At 64.9% G+C, this 17,181-nt stretch carries 19 protein-coding genes; 6 read left to right on the top strand and 13 right to left on the bottom strand.

Annotated features, from left to right (window positions below):
* Positions 1–10: 10 nt before the first annotated feature.
* From VLI63_RS16740 to VLI63_RS16690, 11 genes are all read right to left on the bottom strand, one after another.
* On the bottom strand, positions 11–778 hold the full coding sequence (locus VLI63_RS16740; protein ID WP_409157987.1) for an SDR family NAD(P)-dependent oxidoreductase: 768 nt from the start codon (positions 776–778) through the stop codon (positions 11–13).
* Complete coding sequence (locus VLI63_RS16735) at positions 775–1,935, bottom strand: amidohydrolase family protein (protein WP_409157986.1); 1,161 nt, start codon at positions 1,933–1,935, stop codon at positions 775–777. Before VLI63_RS16735 ends, VLI63_RS16740 begins: the two co-directional genes overlap by 4 nt.
* Positions 1,936–1,939: 4 nt before the next feature.
* Positions 1,940–3,298 carry a glutamine synthetase family protein gene (locus tag VLI63_RS16730; protein WP_409157985.1) on the bottom strand — a complete coding sequence of 453 codons (1,359 nt, stop codon included), beginning with the start codon at positions 3,296–3,298 and terminating at the stop codon, positions 1,940–1,942.
* 31 nt (positions 3,299–3,329) lie between these two features.
* Positions 3,330–4,079, bottom strand: a complete 750-nt coding sequence (locus VLI63_RS16725) for an SDR family NAD(P)-dependent oxidoreductase (protein ID WP_409157984.1) — start codon at positions 4,077–4,079, stop codon at positions 3,330–3,332.
* Between the two features lie 12 nt (positions 4,080–4,091).
* Positions 4,092–4,790 (bottom strand): cysteine hydrolase family protein, encoded by a 699-nt coding sequence (locus VLI63_RS16720; protein WP_409157983.1) that lies wholly within the window; start codon positions 4,788–4,790, stop codon positions 4,092–4,094.
* A 3-nt stretch (positions 4,791–4,793) separates the two neighbouring features.
* Positions 4,794–6,338 (bottom strand): APC family permease, encoded by a 1,545-nt coding sequence (locus VLI63_RS16715; RefSeq protein ID WP_409157982.1) that lies wholly within the window; start codon positions 6,336–6,338, stop codon positions 4,794–4,796.
* 293 nt (positions 6,339–6,631) lie between these two features.
* On the bottom strand, positions 6,632–6,943 hold the full coding sequence (locus VLI63_RS16710) for a hypothetical protein (protein ID WP_409157981.1): 312 nt from the start codon (positions 6,941–6,943) through the stop codon (positions 6,632–6,634).
* Between the two features lie 254 nt (positions 6,944–7,197).
* Positions 7,198–7,584 (bottom strand): YciI family protein, encoded by a 387-nt coding sequence (locus VLI63_RS16705; protein WP_409157980.1) that lies wholly within the window; start codon positions 7,582–7,584, stop codon positions 7,198–7,200.
* A 54-nt stretch (positions 7,585–7,638) separates the two neighbouring features.
* On the bottom strand, positions 7,639–8,223 hold the full coding sequence (locus VLI63_RS16700) for a hypothetical protein (RefSeq protein WP_409157979.1): 585 nt from the start codon (positions 8,221–8,223) through the stop codon (positions 7,639–7,641).
* 114 nt (positions 8,224–8,337) lie between these two features.
* Positions 8,338–8,781, bottom strand: a complete 444-nt coding sequence (locus tag VLI63_RS16695; RefSeq protein ID WP_409157978.1) for a YdeI/OmpD-associated family protein — start codon at positions 8,779–8,781, stop codon at positions 8,338–8,340.
* A 37-nt stretch (positions 8,782–8,818) separates the two neighbouring features.
* The gene (locus VLI63_RS16690; protein WP_409157977.1) at positions 8,819–9,298 is read right to left on the bottom strand and encodes a PPOX class F420-dependent oxidoreductase; all 480 of its coding nucleotides are present in this window, start codon (positions 9,296–9,298) and stop codon (positions 8,819–8,821) included.
* 71 nt (positions 9,299–9,369) lie between these two features.
* Here VLI63_RS16690 and VLI63_RS16685 point away from each other — a divergent pair, with 71 nt between their 5' ends.
* The 5 genes from VLI63_RS16685 to VLI63_RS16665 all read left to right on the top strand — a co-directional run bounded on the left by VLI63_RS16685 (position 9,370) and on the right by VLI63_RS16665 (position 14,458).
* A complete protein-coding gene (locus VLI63_RS16685; protein ID WP_409157976.1) occupies positions 9,370–10,071 on the top strand; it encodes a spermidine synthase in 702 nt (233 codons plus the stop codon).
* Positions 10,072–10,136: 65 nt separating this feature from the next.
* Positions 10,137–10,862: a flavodoxin family protein gene (locus tag VLI63_RS16680; protein ID WP_409157975.1), complete on the top strand. Its 726-nt coding sequence runs from the start codon at positions 10,137–10,139 to the stop codon at positions 10,860–10,862.
* Between the two features lie 165 nt (positions 10,863–11,027).
* Positions 11,028–12,080: a zinc-dependent alcohol dehydrogenase family protein gene (locus VLI63_RS16675; RefSeq protein ID WP_409157974.1), complete on the top strand. Its 1,053-nt coding sequence runs from the start codon at positions 11,028–11,030 to the stop codon at positions 12,078–12,080.
* A gap of 68 nt (positions 12,081–12,148) precedes the next feature.
* The gene (locus tag VLI63_RS16670) at positions 12,149–12,634 is read left to right on the top strand and encodes a MarR family winged helix-turn-helix transcriptional regulator (RefSeq protein ID WP_409157973.1); all 486 of its coding nucleotides are present in this window, start codon (positions 12,149–12,151) and stop codon (positions 12,632–12,634) included.
* 411 nt (positions 12,635–13,045) lie between these two features.
* Positions 13,046–14,458, top strand: a complete 1,413-nt coding sequence (locus VLI63_RS16665) for a glucose-6-phosphate dehydrogenase (RefSeq protein ID WP_409157972.1) — start codon at positions 13,046–13,048, stop codon at positions 14,456–14,458.
* A gap of 9 nt (positions 14,459–14,467) precedes the next feature.
* Here VLI63_RS16665 and VLI63_RS16660 read toward each other — a convergent pair whose 3' ends face one another.
* A complete protein-coding gene (locus VLI63_RS16660) occupies positions 14,468–14,707 on the bottom strand; it encodes a hypothetical protein (protein WP_409157971.1) in 240 nt (79 codons plus the stop codon).
* Positions 14,708–14,757: 50 nt separating this feature from the next.
* Positions 14,758–15,792, bottom strand: coding sequence for an LLM class flavin-dependent oxidoreductase (locus tag VLI63_RS16655; protein ID WP_409157970.1), 1,035 nt, complete (start codon positions 15,790–15,792; stop codon positions 14,758–14,760).
* Positions 15,793–15,962: 170 nt separating this feature from the next.
* Here VLI63_RS16655 and VLI63_RS16650 point away from each other — a divergent pair, with 170 nt between their 5' ends.
* Positions 15,963–17,177, top strand: a complete 1,215-nt coding sequence (locus VLI63_RS16650; RefSeq protein WP_409157969.1) for a S1C family serine protease — start codon at positions 15,963–15,965, stop codon at positions 17,175–17,177.
* Positions 17,178–17,181: the final 4 nt, after the last annotated feature.

Here is a 17,181-nt window from a genome sequence, read left to right as displayed (position 1 = left end):
CCCTTCGCTGTTACAGGTAGTTGCTTGAAATGCCGCCGTCGAGGACGACGACCTGACCGGTGATCCAAGCTGCGGAATCCGACACCAGAAAGCTCGCGAGCCCTGCAACGTCGTCAGGATGCCCGAAGCGGCCGAGCGGCACGCGTTCCAACCGCACACGGCGGGCCTCGGGGTCGGGGAAGAACTGCTCGACATGTTCGGTGAGCACGGGCCCCGGTGCCATGCCGTTGACGCGGATGCCCTTCGGTCCGAGCTGCACGGCCATCGATCGGGTGAGGGAGCTGATGGCACCTTTGCTCGCAGCGTAGCCGTCCTGGGGAAAGGAGCAGCCCAGCACCGCGAGGAACGAGCTCATGTTGAGCACCGCCCCTCCGCCGGCGGCGACGATGTGCGGCACGACGTGCTTCGAGCAGAGCATCGTTCCGTCCAGGTTGATACTGCTGATGAGATGCCAGAGGTCGAGATCGCCGTCGAGGAACGATTCGTCCTGATGGGGCATCACCCCGGCATTGTTGAAGAGCGTGTCGACTCCGCCGAGCTCCTTCGCGGCCGTGGTTGCGGCATCCCGCACCTGTGCCTCATCGCGCACGTCGGCGGTGATTGCCACGGCGCTACCTCCCGCAGCTTCGACCAGCCGTCGCGTCTCTTCGGCTGCCTCGGTACTGATGTCGACAACCGCGACCGCCGCTCCCTCGCGGGCGAACAGCAGACTGCTCGCTCTTCCCAGGGCACCACCGGCGCCGGTTACGAAGATGCGCTTTCCCTCGAGATGCTTCACTGCGCCGCCTCCGTGAGCCCATAGAGACGGGCCGCATTCACGTTGAGGATCATACGTCCGGCAACACCGGCCGCGTCTTCGTCCAGCTCGCCCGCGTCGACCATCTCTCCCAGCACCGTTCCGATCGCATGGCGACCCTCGATCGCTCCCATCCAATGCATCTCGGGAATTCCGACCCCGTCGGAGCTGTACATCACCTTGCTGAAAGGAGCGGCACCGAGGGCTGCCCGTGTCATCGATGTCATCTCGGACCTCGAGAGGAACGGGATGGAATAGGAAACATCAAGGTAGGCGTTGCCATACACCGCTGCCAGATACGCACCCTCACGAAAATACGGCCAACACCCATGCAGCATCACGATGGGCATCGAGCGATAGGCCGGTTCTTCGAACAGGGCACGCAGCTCCAGCGGTGACGCCTGGCGGATATCTACGTCGGGATCTCCGTAGCCCACGTGGAACTGCACGGGCAGGCGCTGCTCCGCAGCCGCTTCGAACGCGATGTGGAGGAGTGTGTCGAGCAGCGGTTTATAGCCCAGGCGCACGTTCCCCGATGAGGCGACTTCGGCTCGCGCGCTACCGAAGGCGTGCCGGACCGAGGCGTCGTCCCACCGTTCAATCGCGAGTCCGGTTCGGTAGGCTGCGATGCTCTTGAAGCCGCCGAATCCCTTGGCGCGCAGCTGGTAAACCAGGTCCCCGACCGCCGACACAAGGGCGTCGAAGTCGTCGTGCAGCACGATCAGCTTTTGAAATTCGACCTCCAGTCTCAGGAGTGCCACGTACTCGGTACCACTCGCGTCCACTAGAGCAGAGGGGCTCATCGCCCTGTCTGGGGCCGGATAACCCGTATCGATCACGACACCGCCGATGCGCGCATCCCGAAACAGGCTTCCGACGAGCGCCGCCGCACCGAGCTTTTCGCGGTGCCTCAGAATTTCATCCTCCTGCTCGAATGCGATCCCGTAGAAAGTTCCTGCCCGGCGCATGAGTCTCTGGTAGAACGCGGTGTGGTGCACGTGCCCCGCGCCCATCGCGGGATCGGGGGATTCGGTGAAGCGCGCGCGCCACAGAACCGGGTCGGCGCTCTGCACAGCCTCGACAGCATGGCAGTGATTGTCGATGACCGGAACATCGGACAGGTCGATGAATGTCGTCATGGCTTCAGAATCGGTAGAAGTGATTGCGGATTTCGAAGTCCTGGCTTTCGGCGGCGAATGCCTCCGCTTCGGAGCGACGAACGCCGACATAGCAGCGACTGAGAAGATCTCCGAGCGTGCCAAGGAGGAAATCGTCTGCCTCGAGCTCGTCGAGTGCGGCAGACATCGAGGTGGGCAGGGGGCGGACCTTGCCGCGCCGGAGATCCTCCGCCGACAGGTAGGCAGGGTCGTGCTCGCTCGGATCGCCCGGATCCAGTTCGCGCTCTATGCCATCGAGGCCTGCAGCGATGATCGCACCGAGCGAGAGGTACGGGTTGGCACTGGCATCCGAGGTCTTGAACTCGATGTTGTAGCTCTGCTCTTCGCGTTGGAAGAACGGTGAGCACACACGTAAGGCGGCCTCCTTATTGTCGAACCCCCATGCTGTCGTCGCCGATGCCCAAGCGTTCGGTTTCAGCCGGCGCGAGGAGTTGTAGCTCGGGGTGGTCAGCGCGACGAGCGCGGGCAGATGCTCGGCGACACCCGCGATGAAGTGGCGGCCCAACTTCGACAGGCCCCCTTCGGCGTCCCGGTCGTAGAGGAGACTCTTCTTTCCCGCCAGGTCCCACAGGCTGAAATGCAGATGAGCGCCGCTTCCGATCTGGTCGGGATAGGGCTTCGGTGCGAACGAGGCGAGCAGTCCTCGCCGGAGGGCGACTCCGCGCACCGTGTCGCGGAACTTCATCTGGTTGTCCGCTGCCGTCAGGGCGCCGGAGTGACGGATGGAGATCTCCTGCTGGCCGGCACCGTACTCGTTGATCGCCGCCTCAACTTCGATGCCCTGTGCCTCCAGTGCATCGACAGTCTCGATCATCAGGTCATTGTTGAGGTCGTGCCCGATGGCGCTGTAGACCGGCGTGTGATCGTGGAGGTCGAACGGGATGTACTCCCCGTCCACCTCTGTTGCGAGATACCACTCGTTCTCGAAGGTGGCCTGCACCTGGATGCCATGTCCCGCGGCGCGTTGGATCATGTCCTTGAGATACGAGCGGCCGCAGGCACCCCAGTTGAGCCGATCATGACCGAGCTGGTCGCAGAGAACGCTGGCGCTTCCGGGAGCCCAGGGCAGCACCGTGAAAGTTGAGGGGTCGGGCACGAGCCTGATCTCACCAATCGGCTCGAAACCATCGATGGGGATCATCTGCTCCAACAGGTTGATGGACATTTGGGCTCTGGTGAGGCTCACCCCTTCCAGGAGTTTGTGTTCGAGTTGCGCTACGTGCACAGCCTTCGTGCGGGCGACCCCGCTTACGTCGCAGTATTCGAAACGGATGAGCTTCACTCCGGCCTCGTGGGCGGCGTTGACTACTTCACTGATATTCACTGGCATGCTTCTCTCTGCGGCAGGCGATCGCCTACAGCATCACGTCTCCACCGTTGGGTCCGAGGGTCTGGCCCACGTAGTACGAACCGTCCGCCGAGGCCAGCAGAACAGCCGTCGGCGTCACCTCATCGACGCGACCGAATCGTTTGATGGGCAACTCTGCGAGCTTGCCGCTTCGCCACTCCTCAGTCTCGCGGTCGAGCAACGGTGTCTCGATCGGTCCCGGCGCGATCGCATTCACCAAAACGCCGCGCCCAGCGACTTCGCGTGCCAGTGCCTTGGTCAGACCGATGATGCCCGCCTTGCTGGCGACATAGTGTGGAACAGAGGTCCCGCCGATCTGACCGAGCTGCGACGCGATGTTGATGATCCTGCCGTCCCCGCGCTCGAGCATCTGCCCGATCAGCATCCGAGTGCAGAGAAAGGTGCCGCGCAGGTTGGTGTTCAGCACCCGGTCCCAGTCCTCCACCGAGATGTCTTCGAGCAGCGATTCGGTGAAGATACCGGCGTTGTTGACCAGGATGTCGACGCGACCGAATTCCTCGATCGCGCGCTGCGCGAGCGCTCGCACGCTTGCTTCATCGCTCACGTCAGTGCGGATGAACACGCCGCGAGTACCTGCTTCGGCTATTTCTGACATCACCGCGGCTGCCTCATCCAGCGAGACCAGGTCGGCGACGACAATGTCGGCACCCTCGCGAGCGAATTCGACGGCGATGCCGCGACCGATGCCGGACGCGGCGCCGGTGACCACCGCAACGCGACCCTCAAGCTTCTTCATATTCAGTTCCTCTTACTCGTCTATGGATTGCTCGGCACCGCGCGGCGAAACCCAGACATTCGCGATTTCGCTGGCCGTCGCCATGTCGAAGCGGTGACGCATCAGCAGCATGGACGCATCGTGTTGTGCCGGGTCGTCGCTTGCAACGCAGTCGGAAGCGATGACCACATAGTGGTCGTTGAACATGGCGTCGCGGGCTGTGGACTCGACACAGCCCTCGGTGGTGCATCCGCCGATCACCACGGTCTCCACACCGTTGCTTCGCAGCAGCATCTCCATGTTGGTGCCCCAGAACGCGCTCGATCGGTACTTGTCCACCACGAGTTCGCCGGCCATCGGCTGGAACTCCGCGACGAACTCGTGGCCGGCGGTGCCGGGCACGGTGTAGCGAAGCGGGGGTCCGTTGCGACGCGCGTGCTCATGCATCCGCAGGTTGAAGCGGATCTGCGCGGGAGAGTCGCTCATGCGGTCCGGTAGCGACGTGTTCTGGATGTGGATGACGAGGGCGCCCGACTGGCGGGCGCTCTCGAGGAGCGCCGCCAGTCGGGGTCGCGATTCCTCGTACATGCTGAGGTCGACTCCGAGCTCGCCGAACAGTCCGTCCGGATCGATGAAATCCCGTTGCATGTCGACCAGAAGCAGCGCGGTGTGCGCGGGATCGACAAGTTCAGCGAGCTCGGTGTAGACGGCCTTGCCGTCGACGTTGATCATGGTTCAGTTTCCTGTAGTCTCCGGGTGCTTGGCGGCTTCCTCAGCGACCGTGGGATGCTGCACCGAGGGCGCACGACCGGTTTGGAGTGCGGCGTTCTGTTCGCCCTCCGGCAGGTCTTCCTCGGTGATGAAGGAGCCGAGTGCGGCGATCTTCTCCGGTGACTTCGCCTTGTAATAGAAGTACAGCACCACGCCGGCCGCGATCCACAGCAGCACAATGATCGGGACGAGGTTGAACGGGTACGACTGGGCAGGGTTGGCAACCGCGTAGAGCGGATACAGCAGGGCGAGCACGCCAAGGACCGGCACGATCACATGCGTGATGATCTTCCGCTCAGCGAGTTTCCAGAAATATTTCACCAGGGCGATGTTGCTCATGATGTAGACGATCACGATGGCGACGGTTCCGATGGTCCCGGTGAAACCGTAGGCGCCAGTCGCGCCCGGACCGAGCCAGATACCGACACCGATGCCAATCACCATCGTGAAGATCGACTGCACGACGATAGCGCGAAGCGGCGAAAACCACGTCTGGTGGATGCGACCGAGAGAGGCAGGCAGCACCTGGTCACGACCCATGGAGAACATCACGCGAACCGTGGTGTTGTGAATGGCAAGGAAGCAGCTGAAGAGGCCGGCGATCGCAGCAAGCTCGATGGGCTGCAGCAGCCAGGGAGTGACGTTCGAGGCCAGCGTGACGAAGGGGTTCGGGTCCTTGAGGAATGCACCCATCTTCGCCGGATCGTTGAGTCCGTAGCCGGCAGCGAGTGCGTACATCATGAGCACGTAGAAGATGCCCACTGCGCCGAGCGCGCCGGTGATGGCGAACGGAATGCTCTTGCGCGGGTTCTTCGTCTCCTCGCCCAGAGTGGCGGCAGCATCGAATCCGATGAACGACAGGATGCCGAAGACGACGCCGAGCCCGACCCCTGCGAAGCCGGTGGGCGCCGCGGAGGTGAGGAAGTACGTGGGGCTGTTCCCCGACTTGGCGGTTGCGATGGCGACGATCCCGAGGATGAGGAACACGATCACCTCGACGACCAGAAGGGTGAGGTCGACGTTCACCGATGCCTTGATGCTGCGCACGGAAAGGCCGAACACGATGGCCATCGCGATCAGGCTGAAGATCCACCACTGGAGGTCCGCACCGAAAGTTGCGAGGACATAGTCATGAACGAACGCTCCGAAGGCCGTGAAGAGTCCGGGGGCGAGAATCGCATACCCGATCCAGAACAGCCATCCGGTGAAGAAGCCGGCCGCAGGGCCGAGGCCGGCGCGGTTGAAGGTGTAGAAGGACCCAGCGGACGGCAGCTTTCTTGCGAACTGCACGACGGTATTGCCAACGAGGGCACAGGCGATGAAGGCGATGAGGAATGAGAGGGGGAGTGCGGCGCCAGCGGCGGCGGCGGCTGCGGGGGCGTTGAGTACGACCGCGAGGACCGGAGCCATAGCCGCGGCCGAGAGGGCAATGGCGTTGGGGATTGTCAGGACTCCGCGTTGTAGCCCGTGCGGGGATGCGGCCTTGTTGTCGGAACGACTGTCAGTCATGGGAATGAACTCTCCTTTATGTACGGGAACACAACCGGGAAAACTTGGTAGCCAATAGATATATCAGTTGTATTTCAGATAAGCCATCGTTTTGTTTCCGCAGTATTAACCTTTTCGAAATCGGTTCGACGAGGCGACTGTACGGGGGAGTTCAAACCGGTCGAGAAAGTCCCGAAACCCTGGGAAGGTGTGGCTGACGCCTTCGAGAGGCGCGGGCCCGTCGTTCACCGACTGCAGGTGCATTCGGATCCGGGAGAGGAACAGCGAGCCACTCCGCCCCACCACCGTCGCGGTCAGCCCAGCTTCTCCACGGCCGAGGCCCACACCCAGGCCCTGTGTTGTTCGCCCGTGGAGGTTTTCCAGCGCACGGCGCACGCTCGCGGTGTCCAGGCGATGAGCTCCGCGTCGATTCGTATCGCGGCGTCACGGTACCGGATCCACACCCGGACGCGCTCCGGAACAGGGGTGCGCGTCAGCGGAAAGCGGTCGAGCTCGAGTTCGGGATCCGTGAGGCTGGATGGCGTGGAGTCACGCATGATCATGTCGTTGACGCGGTCGTGCTGCTGCCGGTCGATCGCATCCGAATATCGCCTGTTGGTGCCCACCGGCTCTCCCCTCGGAAGCAGTCGGCCTCTGCAGCTTCAGAGTTTAGAAGCCCGTGCCGACACTCCGACTCGAGTGCCCTTTCCCGAGAGCGGGCGACGAATGTGCGGATACGCCCAGCGATGCCCGCCACCGAAGGCGCTCGGCGGTGAGCCTGCCGACCAGAACCGGAGTGGCTGTCGTCACCGGCGTGGGGCATTGGCGCGCTTCGTAGGAACAGGGGATTCGGCGTCGCCCGATGGGTATCCTGGCTCGGTCAGGCCCCCGGTGCGCGATCCACGATGAACCCGCCTTCGACCGGGCGCACCTCGACGCCACCGCCCTGCTCGAGGATGGGATTGCGCCGGGCGATCTCGTGTGCGGCATCCAGGTCTGGCGCTTCGATCACGTAGAAGCCGGCCAAGACATCCGGTGCGTCGATGAAGGGGCCGTCGGACTTTCCCTCACGGCGAATCGAGGTCGCCGTGGCGGTCGGGTGAAGGGCGAACGCCGCGACCATAGCGCCCGACTCGATGAGCTCGTTCGCATACGCGCCGTGCGCATCACCTTCGGCCGTGTTCGGTTCGTTGCTGTCGGCAGTGTTCGGGGTGAAGATGAGGACCGCGTACCGGGGCATGAGAGTCTTCTTTTTCGTGGTGACCATGTTGCCACTCACCCGCGCGTTGTGAGGTGCCCGGGGGCGGTCGACGACACGACCCTACAGTCCGTCGTGCACCGCCTGCACGAGTACCGCGCGCTTGTCGACGGTGAAGTCGTCGGCGTAGGCGCCATGAGTGCCGTCGACCACCGCGATCACTTGCTGCCCGAAGCGTGCAACGAGGTCGTGACCGCTGCTCTCTGCGCTATCACCGACGCCGGGAATCGGCGTCGGCGAAGTGCCTCCGCCAAAGTTCTTCCAGTACGAGTCGACTGCGGCTGCACCCCCGGCCGGGTAGACGAACACCGACATCACCAGCATCGAGGCCAGATCCTGGTCGGCGCCCTCATAGGCGCACGCGGCGAGCGGGATGCCATCCTTGACGGCATTGCCGGACGAGGCCCGGGTGAACGCCCGCCCCGTCACGCTGACCACGGTCTCCAACGGCAGCACCGAGCAGACATCGATGTTCTCGACCTTGTCCGCCCGTTTGGCGCGGGGCTGTTCCGGGGCGCTCGGCGCGACGGATGGCACGGATGCGGCGTCCGGCGAGCTGCGGGGAACGCTGGCGACGGCTGAGCACGAACTCAAGAGAAGGACCGCGGTGGCGGCGGTGACGACGAAGGCGGCGGATCTGGTGTTCACGGCACAATCCCTTCACAATCGGGAGCGCCGAGGCGATGACTGTCTGGCGCAAGCCTCAGCGAGGCTTCTCAAGACAGGAGCGCACAGTCCACCGCCTGATACACCGGCCAGGGATCAGGACTCTCCGCGCAAGCCGGCCACCGTCTTGGCGACACGACGTGCCCGAGTATCCTCAGCCTTGGCTTCCGAGATCGAGCGGGCGTGTTCCTTCCGCTGGCTGTAGGGCAGCTTGTCCCAGGCCGCGGTGGCCTCCGGATCCGTCGCCAGGATCGCCGCCAGCGCCTCCGGCACGTCTACCTCGCGCGGGGCCTCGTCTCTCTCGATCGTGACCTCGACGGTCTCGCCACCGCCGAATCCGGATGCCGCCCGGTGTTCGGAGTTCAGGCCCACCAGGTTCAGGCCACCCATCACCGCAGTCGTGTTGCGGTAGCTGTAGCCGCCGTTCAGGGTGACGACCACGGGCACGCGCTTTCCTCCGAGTTGCTGCATCACCTCGTCCGGGATCACGATGCCGACATTGTTGCCGGTCTGCAGCAGCACTGTGGTAAATCTGGGCATCGGATCACCCTCTCGTCGGTGCGGTTCTGAACGGATTCTAGAGCGCGTCGAGCCGCTCGGCTAGGTCTGCCGGGAACCCGCCCGTGGCGATCGGGCTCCATCTGGTCGGAGTGATGCGAATCAGGGACTTGTCCTGGATCACCATCGCCTCCCGGTACTCGTCCCAGTTGGGATGCTCGCCCGCGATGCACCGGAAGTAGTCGACGAGACCGTCGGATGCTTCGGGCATATGCAACACCTCGGCGTCTCCGTCGACCTGGATCCAGGCGCCATCCCAGTCGTCCGAAAGCACGAGGACGGATGCCCGGCTGTCGCGTTCGGCATTGCGGGTCTTGGCCCGCGCCGGGTAGGTGGAGATGACGATCCGCCCCTCGGCATCCACCCCGCCCGCGACCGGCGAGATCTGCGGTCTGGCGTCGGAGCGGGTGGTGGCCAGCAGCATCCGGTGCCGCGAGCGCACGAACTCGAGCATCTCGGCGAGGTCGGCGGGGGTGTTGGTTGCAATGCTTCTGGCCATGGGTCACAGGCTACGGTGAGAACAGCCTGGTCGCACGAAACGTGCTCCCGGCAACCGGAGAGGACATGCCCATGAGCCTGCGTTTCGAGGAGCTGGATTTCCAGCCCACGCCGATGGGCGACCTCAGCCTGCGCCGGCGTATCGAACCGACGCTCGGCGTCGACGTCTTCGAGGTGAAGCTGGGGGAGGAGTTCCTCATGTCCAGCCTGTTCACGGTGGCAGAGGAGGAGCTCGCGACGCTCGGGCTCGCGGCGGTGGAGGCACCGACGGATCTCGACGTGCTGGTCGGCGGACTCGGCCTCGGGTATACCGCAGTCGCCGCCCTCGCGGACAGTCGGGTGCGCACGGTCACCGTGATCGACACCCTGCCCGCCGTGATCGACTGGCACCGGCGTGGACTGCTCCCCGTCTCGGTGACGCTGACGGATGACCCGCGCACCAGCCTTCTGCACGACGACTTCTTCGCCCTGATGCGACGCGAGCCCGATGGATCCCGCTACGACGCGATCCTTCTGGATGTGGACCATTCGCCGCGCCACCAGCTCGATCCGAGCCATGCCGACCTCTACACGGTCGACGGGATGCGCGCGCTGGTGCGCCACCTGAAGCCCGAGGGCATCTTCGCCCTCTGGTCTGACGACCCGCCAGACGAGGAGTTCCTGGCGCGGGCGTCGGTCGTCTTCGGCGACGTCGTCGCCCACGTCGTCGACTTCGACAATCCGCTGACCTCCGGCGTCTCCTCCAACACCGTGTACGTCGCGACCCAGCGCTGACCACGCGGTTCGAGCGTCACGATTTTGTAAGGTCGGCAGCCCCAGCACGGCAGTAGCATCACGGCATGACCAGTGAAAACGGTGTGGACTACAGCGACCTCAAGGCCCTCTACGTCAACTGCACCCTGAAGAAGAGTCCCGAGCTCAGTCACACCCAGGGTTTGCTGGACCGCAGTATCGCTCTCATGCGCGCGCAGGGCGCGACCGTCGACAGCATCCGCTTCATCGATCACGACATCGCCACCGGCATCTACCCCGACATGCGCGAGCATGGCTGGGCCAGCGACGCTTGGCTCGATGAGGTATGGCCGCTGGTGGATGCCGCGGACATCCTCGTGATCGGGGGCCCCCTGTGGCTCGGTGACAACGCCTCGATCACCCGCAAGTTCATCGAACGGCTCTATGCCATGAGCGGCATGTTCAATGAACGCGGCCAGTACGTCTTCTACGGCAAGACCGCGGGAGCCCTGATCACGGGCAACGAGGACGGCGTGAAGCACGCGGCGATGTCCATCCTTTACAGCCTGCAGCACATCGGCTACGTCATCCCGCCCGCCGCGGATGCCGGCTGGATCGGGGAGGTCGGTCCGGGCCCCAGTTACCTCGACGAGGGATCCGGCGGACCACAGAACGACTTCACCAACCGCAACACGACGTTCATGACCTGGAACCTGCTGCACCTCGCGCGGATGCTCAAGGACGCCGGGGGCATCCCCGCGGTCGGCAACCTGCGCCAGGCCTGGAACGCGGGGGAGCGGTTCGGGTTCGACGCGAACCCGGAGTACCGCTAGCCGTCGAGGCGGCATGTGGTCCGCTGGGAGCGGACTCGGAGAGCGCTGATCAGAGGAGGCCGAGACTCCTCGGGGATCGGCCGGACCCGTGGGACTTTCGGCCCTGCCACCGGTCGATCACCGGCGTTGACTCGGGGGTACCGAAACTACAGGAAGGTCACCCCCATGAAAGCCCTCGTCTACAAAGGTCCCGGCCAGAAGAGCTGGGAGGATGTGCCGGACCCGGTGATCCTCGCTCCGACCGATGTGATCGTGAAAATGGTGGCGACCACGATCTGTGGCACGGACCTTCACATCCTCAAGGGCGATGTACCGGAGGTCGCCGTGGGTCGCATCCTCGGTCACGAGGGCATCGGAGTGATCACCGAGGTGGGCGGCAGTGTGAGCCAGCTCGCCGTGGGAGACCGCGTGATCCTCGCTTGTGTCAGTTCCTGCGGCCAGTGCTCCAACTGCCGCAAGGGTCTCTACAGCCACTGTCTCAATCCGGAGGGGATCGCCGGCATCGGGTGGATCTTCGGCTACATGATCGACGGCACCCAGGCCGAGTACGTGCGCGTGCCGTTCGCCGAGAATTCGGTCTACAAGGTGCCGGAGGGGGTCACGGATGCCGAGGGCATCCTGCTTTCCGACATCCTGCCGACGGGGTTCGAGATCGGCGTGCAGTACGGCGAGGTCACACCGGGCGATGTGGTGGCGGTGATCGGCGCGGGCCCGGTAGGGCTTTCCTCGGTGATGACCGCGCGCCTGTACGGTCCGTCGAAGATCATCGCCATCGACCTCGACAACGCGCGGCTCGCTCGCGCGAAGGACTTCGGAGCCACCGATACGGTCAACTCGGGTGACCCGGACTGGAAAGAGCAGGTGCTCGCTCTCACCGACGGACTCGGGGTGGATGTCGCGATCGAGGCGGTGGGAGTGCCAGAGACCTTCACCATGGCCACTGTCATCGTGCGACCCGGCGGCCACGTCGCCAACATCGGGGTGCACGGCAAGCCCGTCGAGCTCGCGCTCAACGAACTGTGGATCAAGAACATCGACATCTCGATGGGACTGGTCAACACCAATACGCTGGGGATGCTCCTGAAACTCGTCGCCGAGCACAAGCTCCCGGCAGACAAGTTCGTCACGCACGAATTCGGCTTCGACCAGGTAATCGAGGCCTACGAGGTCTTCGGCCACGCGGCAGAACACGACGCCCTCAAGGTACTGATCCACTGACCGGGTGCCGTGATCCGGAACCGTCCCGACTTTAGTTGTCGCGTAAAGCAACGCCCTAGACTGACGGGATGACGGATCCGCACTGGTTGACGCCAGAAGAGATGCACGCCTGGATCCGGCTCGTCTCAGTGGTCGAACTGCTGCCCGGAGCCCTCGATGCGCCCTTGCAGCGCGACGCGGAACTGACTCATTTCGAGTACTTCACCCTCGCCCGGCTCTCCGAAGCGCCCGATCGCACCCTGCGGATGACAGCCCTTTCCGCCGCGACGAACTCGAGCCTCGCGCGACTCTCCCACGTGATCAGCCGGCTGGAGAAGCGGGGATTCGTCGAACGCTCACCCTGCGCGGAAGATCGCCGAGCCACCAATGCCTCCCTCACGACGACAGGCTGGCAGAAGGTGGTCGCCACAGCGCCCGGTCACGTCGCGACGGTGCGCGACAGTGCGATCGATGTTCTGGATGCCGCCGACATCGCCGACCTCGACCGCATCATGGGTCGCATCCTCTCGAGACTCGATCCGGGGGGTCGCCTGCGTGACTGGGGAGACGAGTAGCCCGGTGATCGCCCGAGAGCGCTGCCGCCGGAGAACGGAACCGAGGCCGGTGGCGTACCTGATCGAACGGCACCGGCCTCGCCCGTTGAGGATCACGACCACCCGAAGATCGAGCTCCTCTGCCCTGGTCTGCCGAAGCCATTCACCTAGTGGTGCTCGAATCGGTGACCCGGGGCGCTCGCACGTGCGCAGAGTGCGAGAAACGTGCCGCCAGGGTCTGGGGGAGCTAGGGCTGATGGTAGACCCTTCCGTCTCAAACCAACAGGTCTGTCTGCGAATTCCTGTGCAATGGCGCTGGGGCCCGAGAGGCACCTGTGACCTGTTCCGCTGCCCCTTGTAATCGGAGGCCCCCCGGTCCACTGTGCTCGGTGACCGGTATCCGTGTGCCGGAATTCTTTGAAGGAGATCCCCATGGCAGACAGTTCCGAAGCGGGCCCGACAGTCTTCGTGTTGTTCGGGGCAACCGGCGACCTCGCAAAGCGCATGGTGCTCCCCGCGTTCTTCCAGCTCGCCATGCACGATCTCCTGCCCCGGAAGTGGCTCCTGGTGGGCAACGGGCGTGGCGACGTGTCGCACGAGGACTTCCGGCAACACGTGAGCGAGGTACTGGCCGAATTCGGGCCGAAGCCCGCGGACGGGCCGTGGGAGCAGTTCAGCGCCAACCTGCGATTCGCCGGCGGCGGCTTCGAGAAGTCCGATCCCGGATCCCTGCTCGACGTGCTCGCCGAAGCGAAGGCCGAGCTGGGGGAGGACGCGCAGTTCGTGCACTACCTCGCCATCCCGCCGACGGCTTTCATCACAGTCACCGAGGGACTCGGTGAGCACGACCTCGCCGCGGGGTCTCGGGTGGTCTACGAGAAGCCGTTCGGTACCTCGCTCGAGAACTTCCGGGAGCTGGATGACGCGGTGCACCGGGTCCTCGAAGAGCACCAGGTCTTTCGCATCGACCACTTCCTCGGCAAGGAGGGCACGCAGAACCTTCACGCGCTGCGTTTCGGCAACGGTCTCTTCGACAGCTCCTGGGATCGGGAGCACATCCGCGCCGTGCAGATCGATATTCCGGAGACCCTCGACATCGACGACCGCGCCGAGTTCTACGACGAGACCGGCGCCTTCCTCGACATGATCGTGACCCACCTGTTCCAGGTGGCGGCCGAGATCGCGATGGAGCCGCCGCTCTCCATGAAGGCAGACGACCTGCAGGCGGCACGCGAATCCGTGATCGCGGCATTTCGTCCCCTGTCCCGCGACGAAGTCGTGTTCGGGCAGTTCGAGGGCTACACGGACACCGTCGGCGTCGCGCCGGATTCGACCACCGACACCTTCGTCGCGGCACGGCTCTGGATCGACACCGATCGGTGGCGTGACGTGCCGTTTCTTCTCCGCACCGGCAAGCAGCTGGCGAAGGGCGCCCAACAGGTGAGCATCATCTTCCGAAAGCCGGGGGACGGGCCGCTGAGCCACGACACGCCCGTCGTGGGCAATGTGCTCACGGTGAAACTCGAGGGATCGGGCGCGATCGACTTGCGCGTCGTGGTGAAGGAGCCCGGCCCAGAGTTCGAACTCGCCACCGGAACGACAGCGCTTCCGCTTGCCGAGGTCACCGACGCCGATCCGCTTCCGCCCTACGTCAAGCTGATCAACGACGTGGTGCTCGGGGACCGTTCGCTCTACACCCGCCCGGATGGCCTCGGGCATGCCTGGGATGTCGTCGCGCCGATTCTCGACGATCCGCCTACCGTGCTGCCCTACGCCCGTGGATCGTGGGGACCGGATGCTGCGACGACGCTCGCCGACCCGGACGGGTGGCTGCTCGGACCGTAGTGTCGCGCGCTACGCGCCGGAATGGATGGTGCCCGCGAGGGCGACGAGCTCATCCTCGGTGACGACGATGCCCGCATCGGAGAAGCGCAACCGGAGGTCGTCGACGATGTCGTCCTCTCCGCGGCGGTCCACCGGCTTGAGTGCGATGTCCGCGGCCACCTGGCTCGCGAGTCCTGCGATCTTCTGCTCGCGGGAGGCGTCGCTGCTGCCGTCCTGCACGGGTTCGCTCAGTTCACCGGCGTCAGTCATTCGTTCCACTTCCTGTTGTGTCGCTTCCAGAGTATCCGCCGCGGCACCGGTCAGACTGCAGCCGCCGCCGGCACCCATCCGATTGCGGGAGCGATGTGCTTCGCAATCGTTTCCAACAGTCGGGAGTTGTATTCGACTCCCAGCTGGTTCGGAACGGTGAGGAGCAGGGTGTCCGCCGCTTGCACGGCGACATCCTTCGCGAGTTCTTCGGCGATCTTGTGCGGTTCTCCCACGAAGCTGCGTCCGAATCGAGCCGCCCCACCGTCGAGCTGTCCGACCTGGTCGGTCGAATCGGATGATCGGCCGCCGAAATAGGCACGGTCACGATCCGTCACAATCGGTAGCACGCTTCGGCTCACGGAGACCCGAGGGGTGTGGTCCCAGCCGGCTTCGGCCCAGGCCGCACGGTAGAGGGCGATCTGTTCAGCCTGCAACTCGTCGAAGGGCACCCCGGTGTCCTCGGTGAGAAGGGTCGAGCTCATGAGGTTCATGCCCTGCTCGGCCGCCCACACTGCGGTCCTTCTCGTTCCAGAGCCCCACCAGATGCGTTCGGAGAGCCCGGGCGACTGCGGCTGGATCGCCAGCGCGGCGGAGTGTCCGCTCATCCGGGGATTGGCCCGCACTACCCCGGCGCCGTCGATTGCGGCACGGAACAGTTCGGTGTGTGCCCGTGCCAGGTCGGCATCCGACTGTCCATCACCGGGGATGTAGCCGAATGCCTCGGAGCCGTTGAGTGCCGTCTCGGGCGAGCCACGGCTGATGCCGAGTTGCAGCCGCCGATTGCTGATCAGATCGGTCACTGCCGCCTCTTCGGCCATGTAGAGCGGATTCTCGTAGCGCATGTCGATGACTCCGGTGCCGACCTCGATGTGGTTCGTGCGAGCGGCCATCGCGGCGAGAAGGGGAAACGGCGAGGCGAGCTGTGGAGCGAAATGGTGCACGCGGATGTACGCGCCATCCAGACCGAGCTCCTCCGCGGCCACCGCCAGCTCCACCGTCTGCACTATGGCATCCTGCGCCGTCGGTGTGAGTGAACCTCTCACGTCCTGCCAGTGCCCGAAGGAGAGAAATCCGATGCGTTTCATGGGGGATGAAGCGTGTTTCGAGCCTGCAGTATTCCCGGGGGAACACCGCAGGGGCAGTCCTCATCGCCCTCGAAGGTGGCGCCCAACCCGTGCATAGCTGCCCCATAGCCCGAAGGACTGTGCTGGATTTCAGCCCGACGATCGAGTCGGTCGAAAGGACTCCCGCCACCATGAGCATGAACGAATCCGCACCGTTCCACCCCGAGACCACTCCGGCGCCGCCCGCCGACGCACCGTCGGTTGCCGAGACCGCTCCCGCCCGCCGCCGGTGGCGACCGCGTTCGATCGTGATCGCGGCATCCGTCGGCGCACTGGTCATCGCGTGTGGCGCGACCGGCATCGCCGCGACCGCCCGGGTGATGTCGTTGCAGGCCGGCGCCTCCTCGTCGTCATCGACCGGCACGAACGCGACGCTCCTTCCCCAGCGTGGAGCTTCCGGATCGATGTCCCGCGCCTCCGAGACCGCGAGCGCGACGCCCGCGACTGCTCGCCAGTCCTTCGGCATCGTGATGATCGACACCGTTCTGGGGTACGAGGGCGCGGAAGCCGCGGGGACGGGCCTCGTGCTCAGCGCCAGTGGCGAGATCCTCACCAACAACCATGTGATCGACGGTGCCACCAGCATCTCCGTGACGGTCGCCAGCACGGGCAAGACCTACACCGCGGATGTGGTGGGCACCGACGCCACCAGCGACATCGCTGTGCTGCAGCTGCAGGGCGCATCCGGGTTGACCACCGCCCCGCTCGACACCGCCTCCACGGTCGCCGTCTCGGATGCCGTCACCGCGGTCGGGAACGCGGGCGGTACGGGTTCACTCACCGCCGCGGCGGGCACGGTGACCGCCGTCGATCAGACGATCACGGCGGTAGGGGAGTCGGGGAGCGATCCGGAGACCCTGAACGGACTCATCGAGACCGACGCGGACGTCGTCTCCGGAGACTCCGGAGGGCCTCTCTACGACTCTGACGGCGCAGTCATCGCCATCGATACCGCGGCTTCCAACGGGTCGTCCGCGGTCACCGGCTACGCGATCCCGATCGGCACAGCCCTCCGCATCGTCACACAGATCGAGTCCGGGGTAGGGACCGACCAGATCACCATCGGACTTCCCGCGTTCCTCGGCGTCGGTATCGGCCAGGCCGACCCCGCCGTATCCGGAGCCGCGATTTCGGGTGTCGTAGTGGGAACGCCGGCGGAGTCCGCAGGCCTCCTCGCGGGCGACACGATCACAACGGTGAACGGCGGGGCGATCACCTCCGGTAGCCAGCTCAGTTCGGTTCTCGGCAGCCATGCGCCCGGCGACTCCGTCACGATCGGGTGGACAGATGCTGCGGGAGCCGCCCACTCCGCGACGGTCACGCTCATCGAGGGTGCTGCCGACTGAGACT

The sequence above is a fragment of the Lacisediminihabitans sp. H27-G8 genome, from assembly GCF_046156175.1.
Taxonomy (GTDB): Bacteria; Actinomycetota; Actinomycetes; order Actinomycetales; family Microbacteriaceae; genus Lacisediminihabitans.
The sequence above is the reverse complement of the archived record's forward strand: the minus strand, read 5'-3'. Positions and strand labels throughout refer to the sequence as shown.

Bases quoted from the DNA above. Each gene is read 5' to 3' on its own strand.
- VLI63_RS16665 (WP_409157972.1), top strand. From the start codon at position 13,046: ATGGCAGACAGTTCCGAAGCGGGCCCGACAGTCTTCGTGTTGTTCGGG.
- VLI63_RS16715 (WP_409157982.1), bottom strand. From the start codon at position 6,338: ATGACTGACAGTCGTTCCGACAACAAGGCCGCATCCCCGCACGGGCTA.
- VLI63_RS16675 (WP_409157974.1), top strand. From the start codon at position 11,028: ATGAAAGCCCTCGTCTACAAAGGTCCCGGCCAGAAGAGCTGGGAGGAT.
- VLI63_RS16680 (WP_409157975.1), top strand. From the start codon at position 10,137: ATGACCAGTGAAAACGGTGTGGACTACAGCGACCTCAAGGCCCTCTAC.
- VLI63_RS16695 (WP_409157978.1), bottom strand. From the start codon at position 8,781: ATGCCCAGATTTACCACAGTGCTGCTGCAGACCGGCAACAATGTCGGC.
- VLI63_RS16725 (WP_409157984.1), bottom strand. From the start codon at position 4,079: ATGAAGAAGCTTGAGGGTCGCGTTGCGGTGGTCACCGGCGCCGCGTCC.
- VLI63_RS16685 (WP_409157976.1), top strand. From the start codon at position 9,370: ATGAGCCTGCGTTTCGAGGAGCTGGATTTCCAGCCCACGCCGATGGGC.
- VLI63_RS16660 (WP_409157971.1), bottom strand. From the start codon at position 14,707: ATGACTGACGCCGGTGAACTGAGCGAACCCGTGCAGGACGGCAGCAGC.
- VLI63_RS16690 (WP_409157977.1), bottom strand. From the start codon at position 9,298: ATGGCCAGAAGCATTGCAACCAACACCCCCGCCGACCTCGCCGAGATG.
- VLI63_RS16720 (WP_409157983.1), bottom strand. From the start codon at position 4,790: ATGATCAACGTCGACGGCAAGGCCGTCTACACCGAGCTCGCTGAACTT.
- VLI63_RS16670 (WP_409157973.1), top strand. From the start codon at position 12,149: ATGACGGATCCGCACTGGTTGACGCCAGAAGAGATGCACGCCTGGATC.
- VLI63_RS16655 (WP_409157970.1), bottom strand. From the start codon at position 15,792: ATGAAACGCATCGGATTTCTCTCCTTCGGGCACTGGCAGGACGTGAGA.
- VLI63_RS16650 (WP_409157969.1), top strand. From the start codon at position 15,963: ATGAGCATGAACGAATCCGCACCGTTCCACCCCGAGACCACTCCGGCG.
- VLI63_RS16705 (WP_409157980.1), bottom strand. From the start codon at position 7,584: ATGGTCACCACGAAAAAGAAGACTCTCATGCCCCGGTACGCGGTCCTC.
- VLI63_RS16735 (WP_409157986.1), bottom strand. From the start codon at position 1,935: ATGACGACATTCATCGACCTGTCCGATGTTCCGGTCATCGACAATCAC.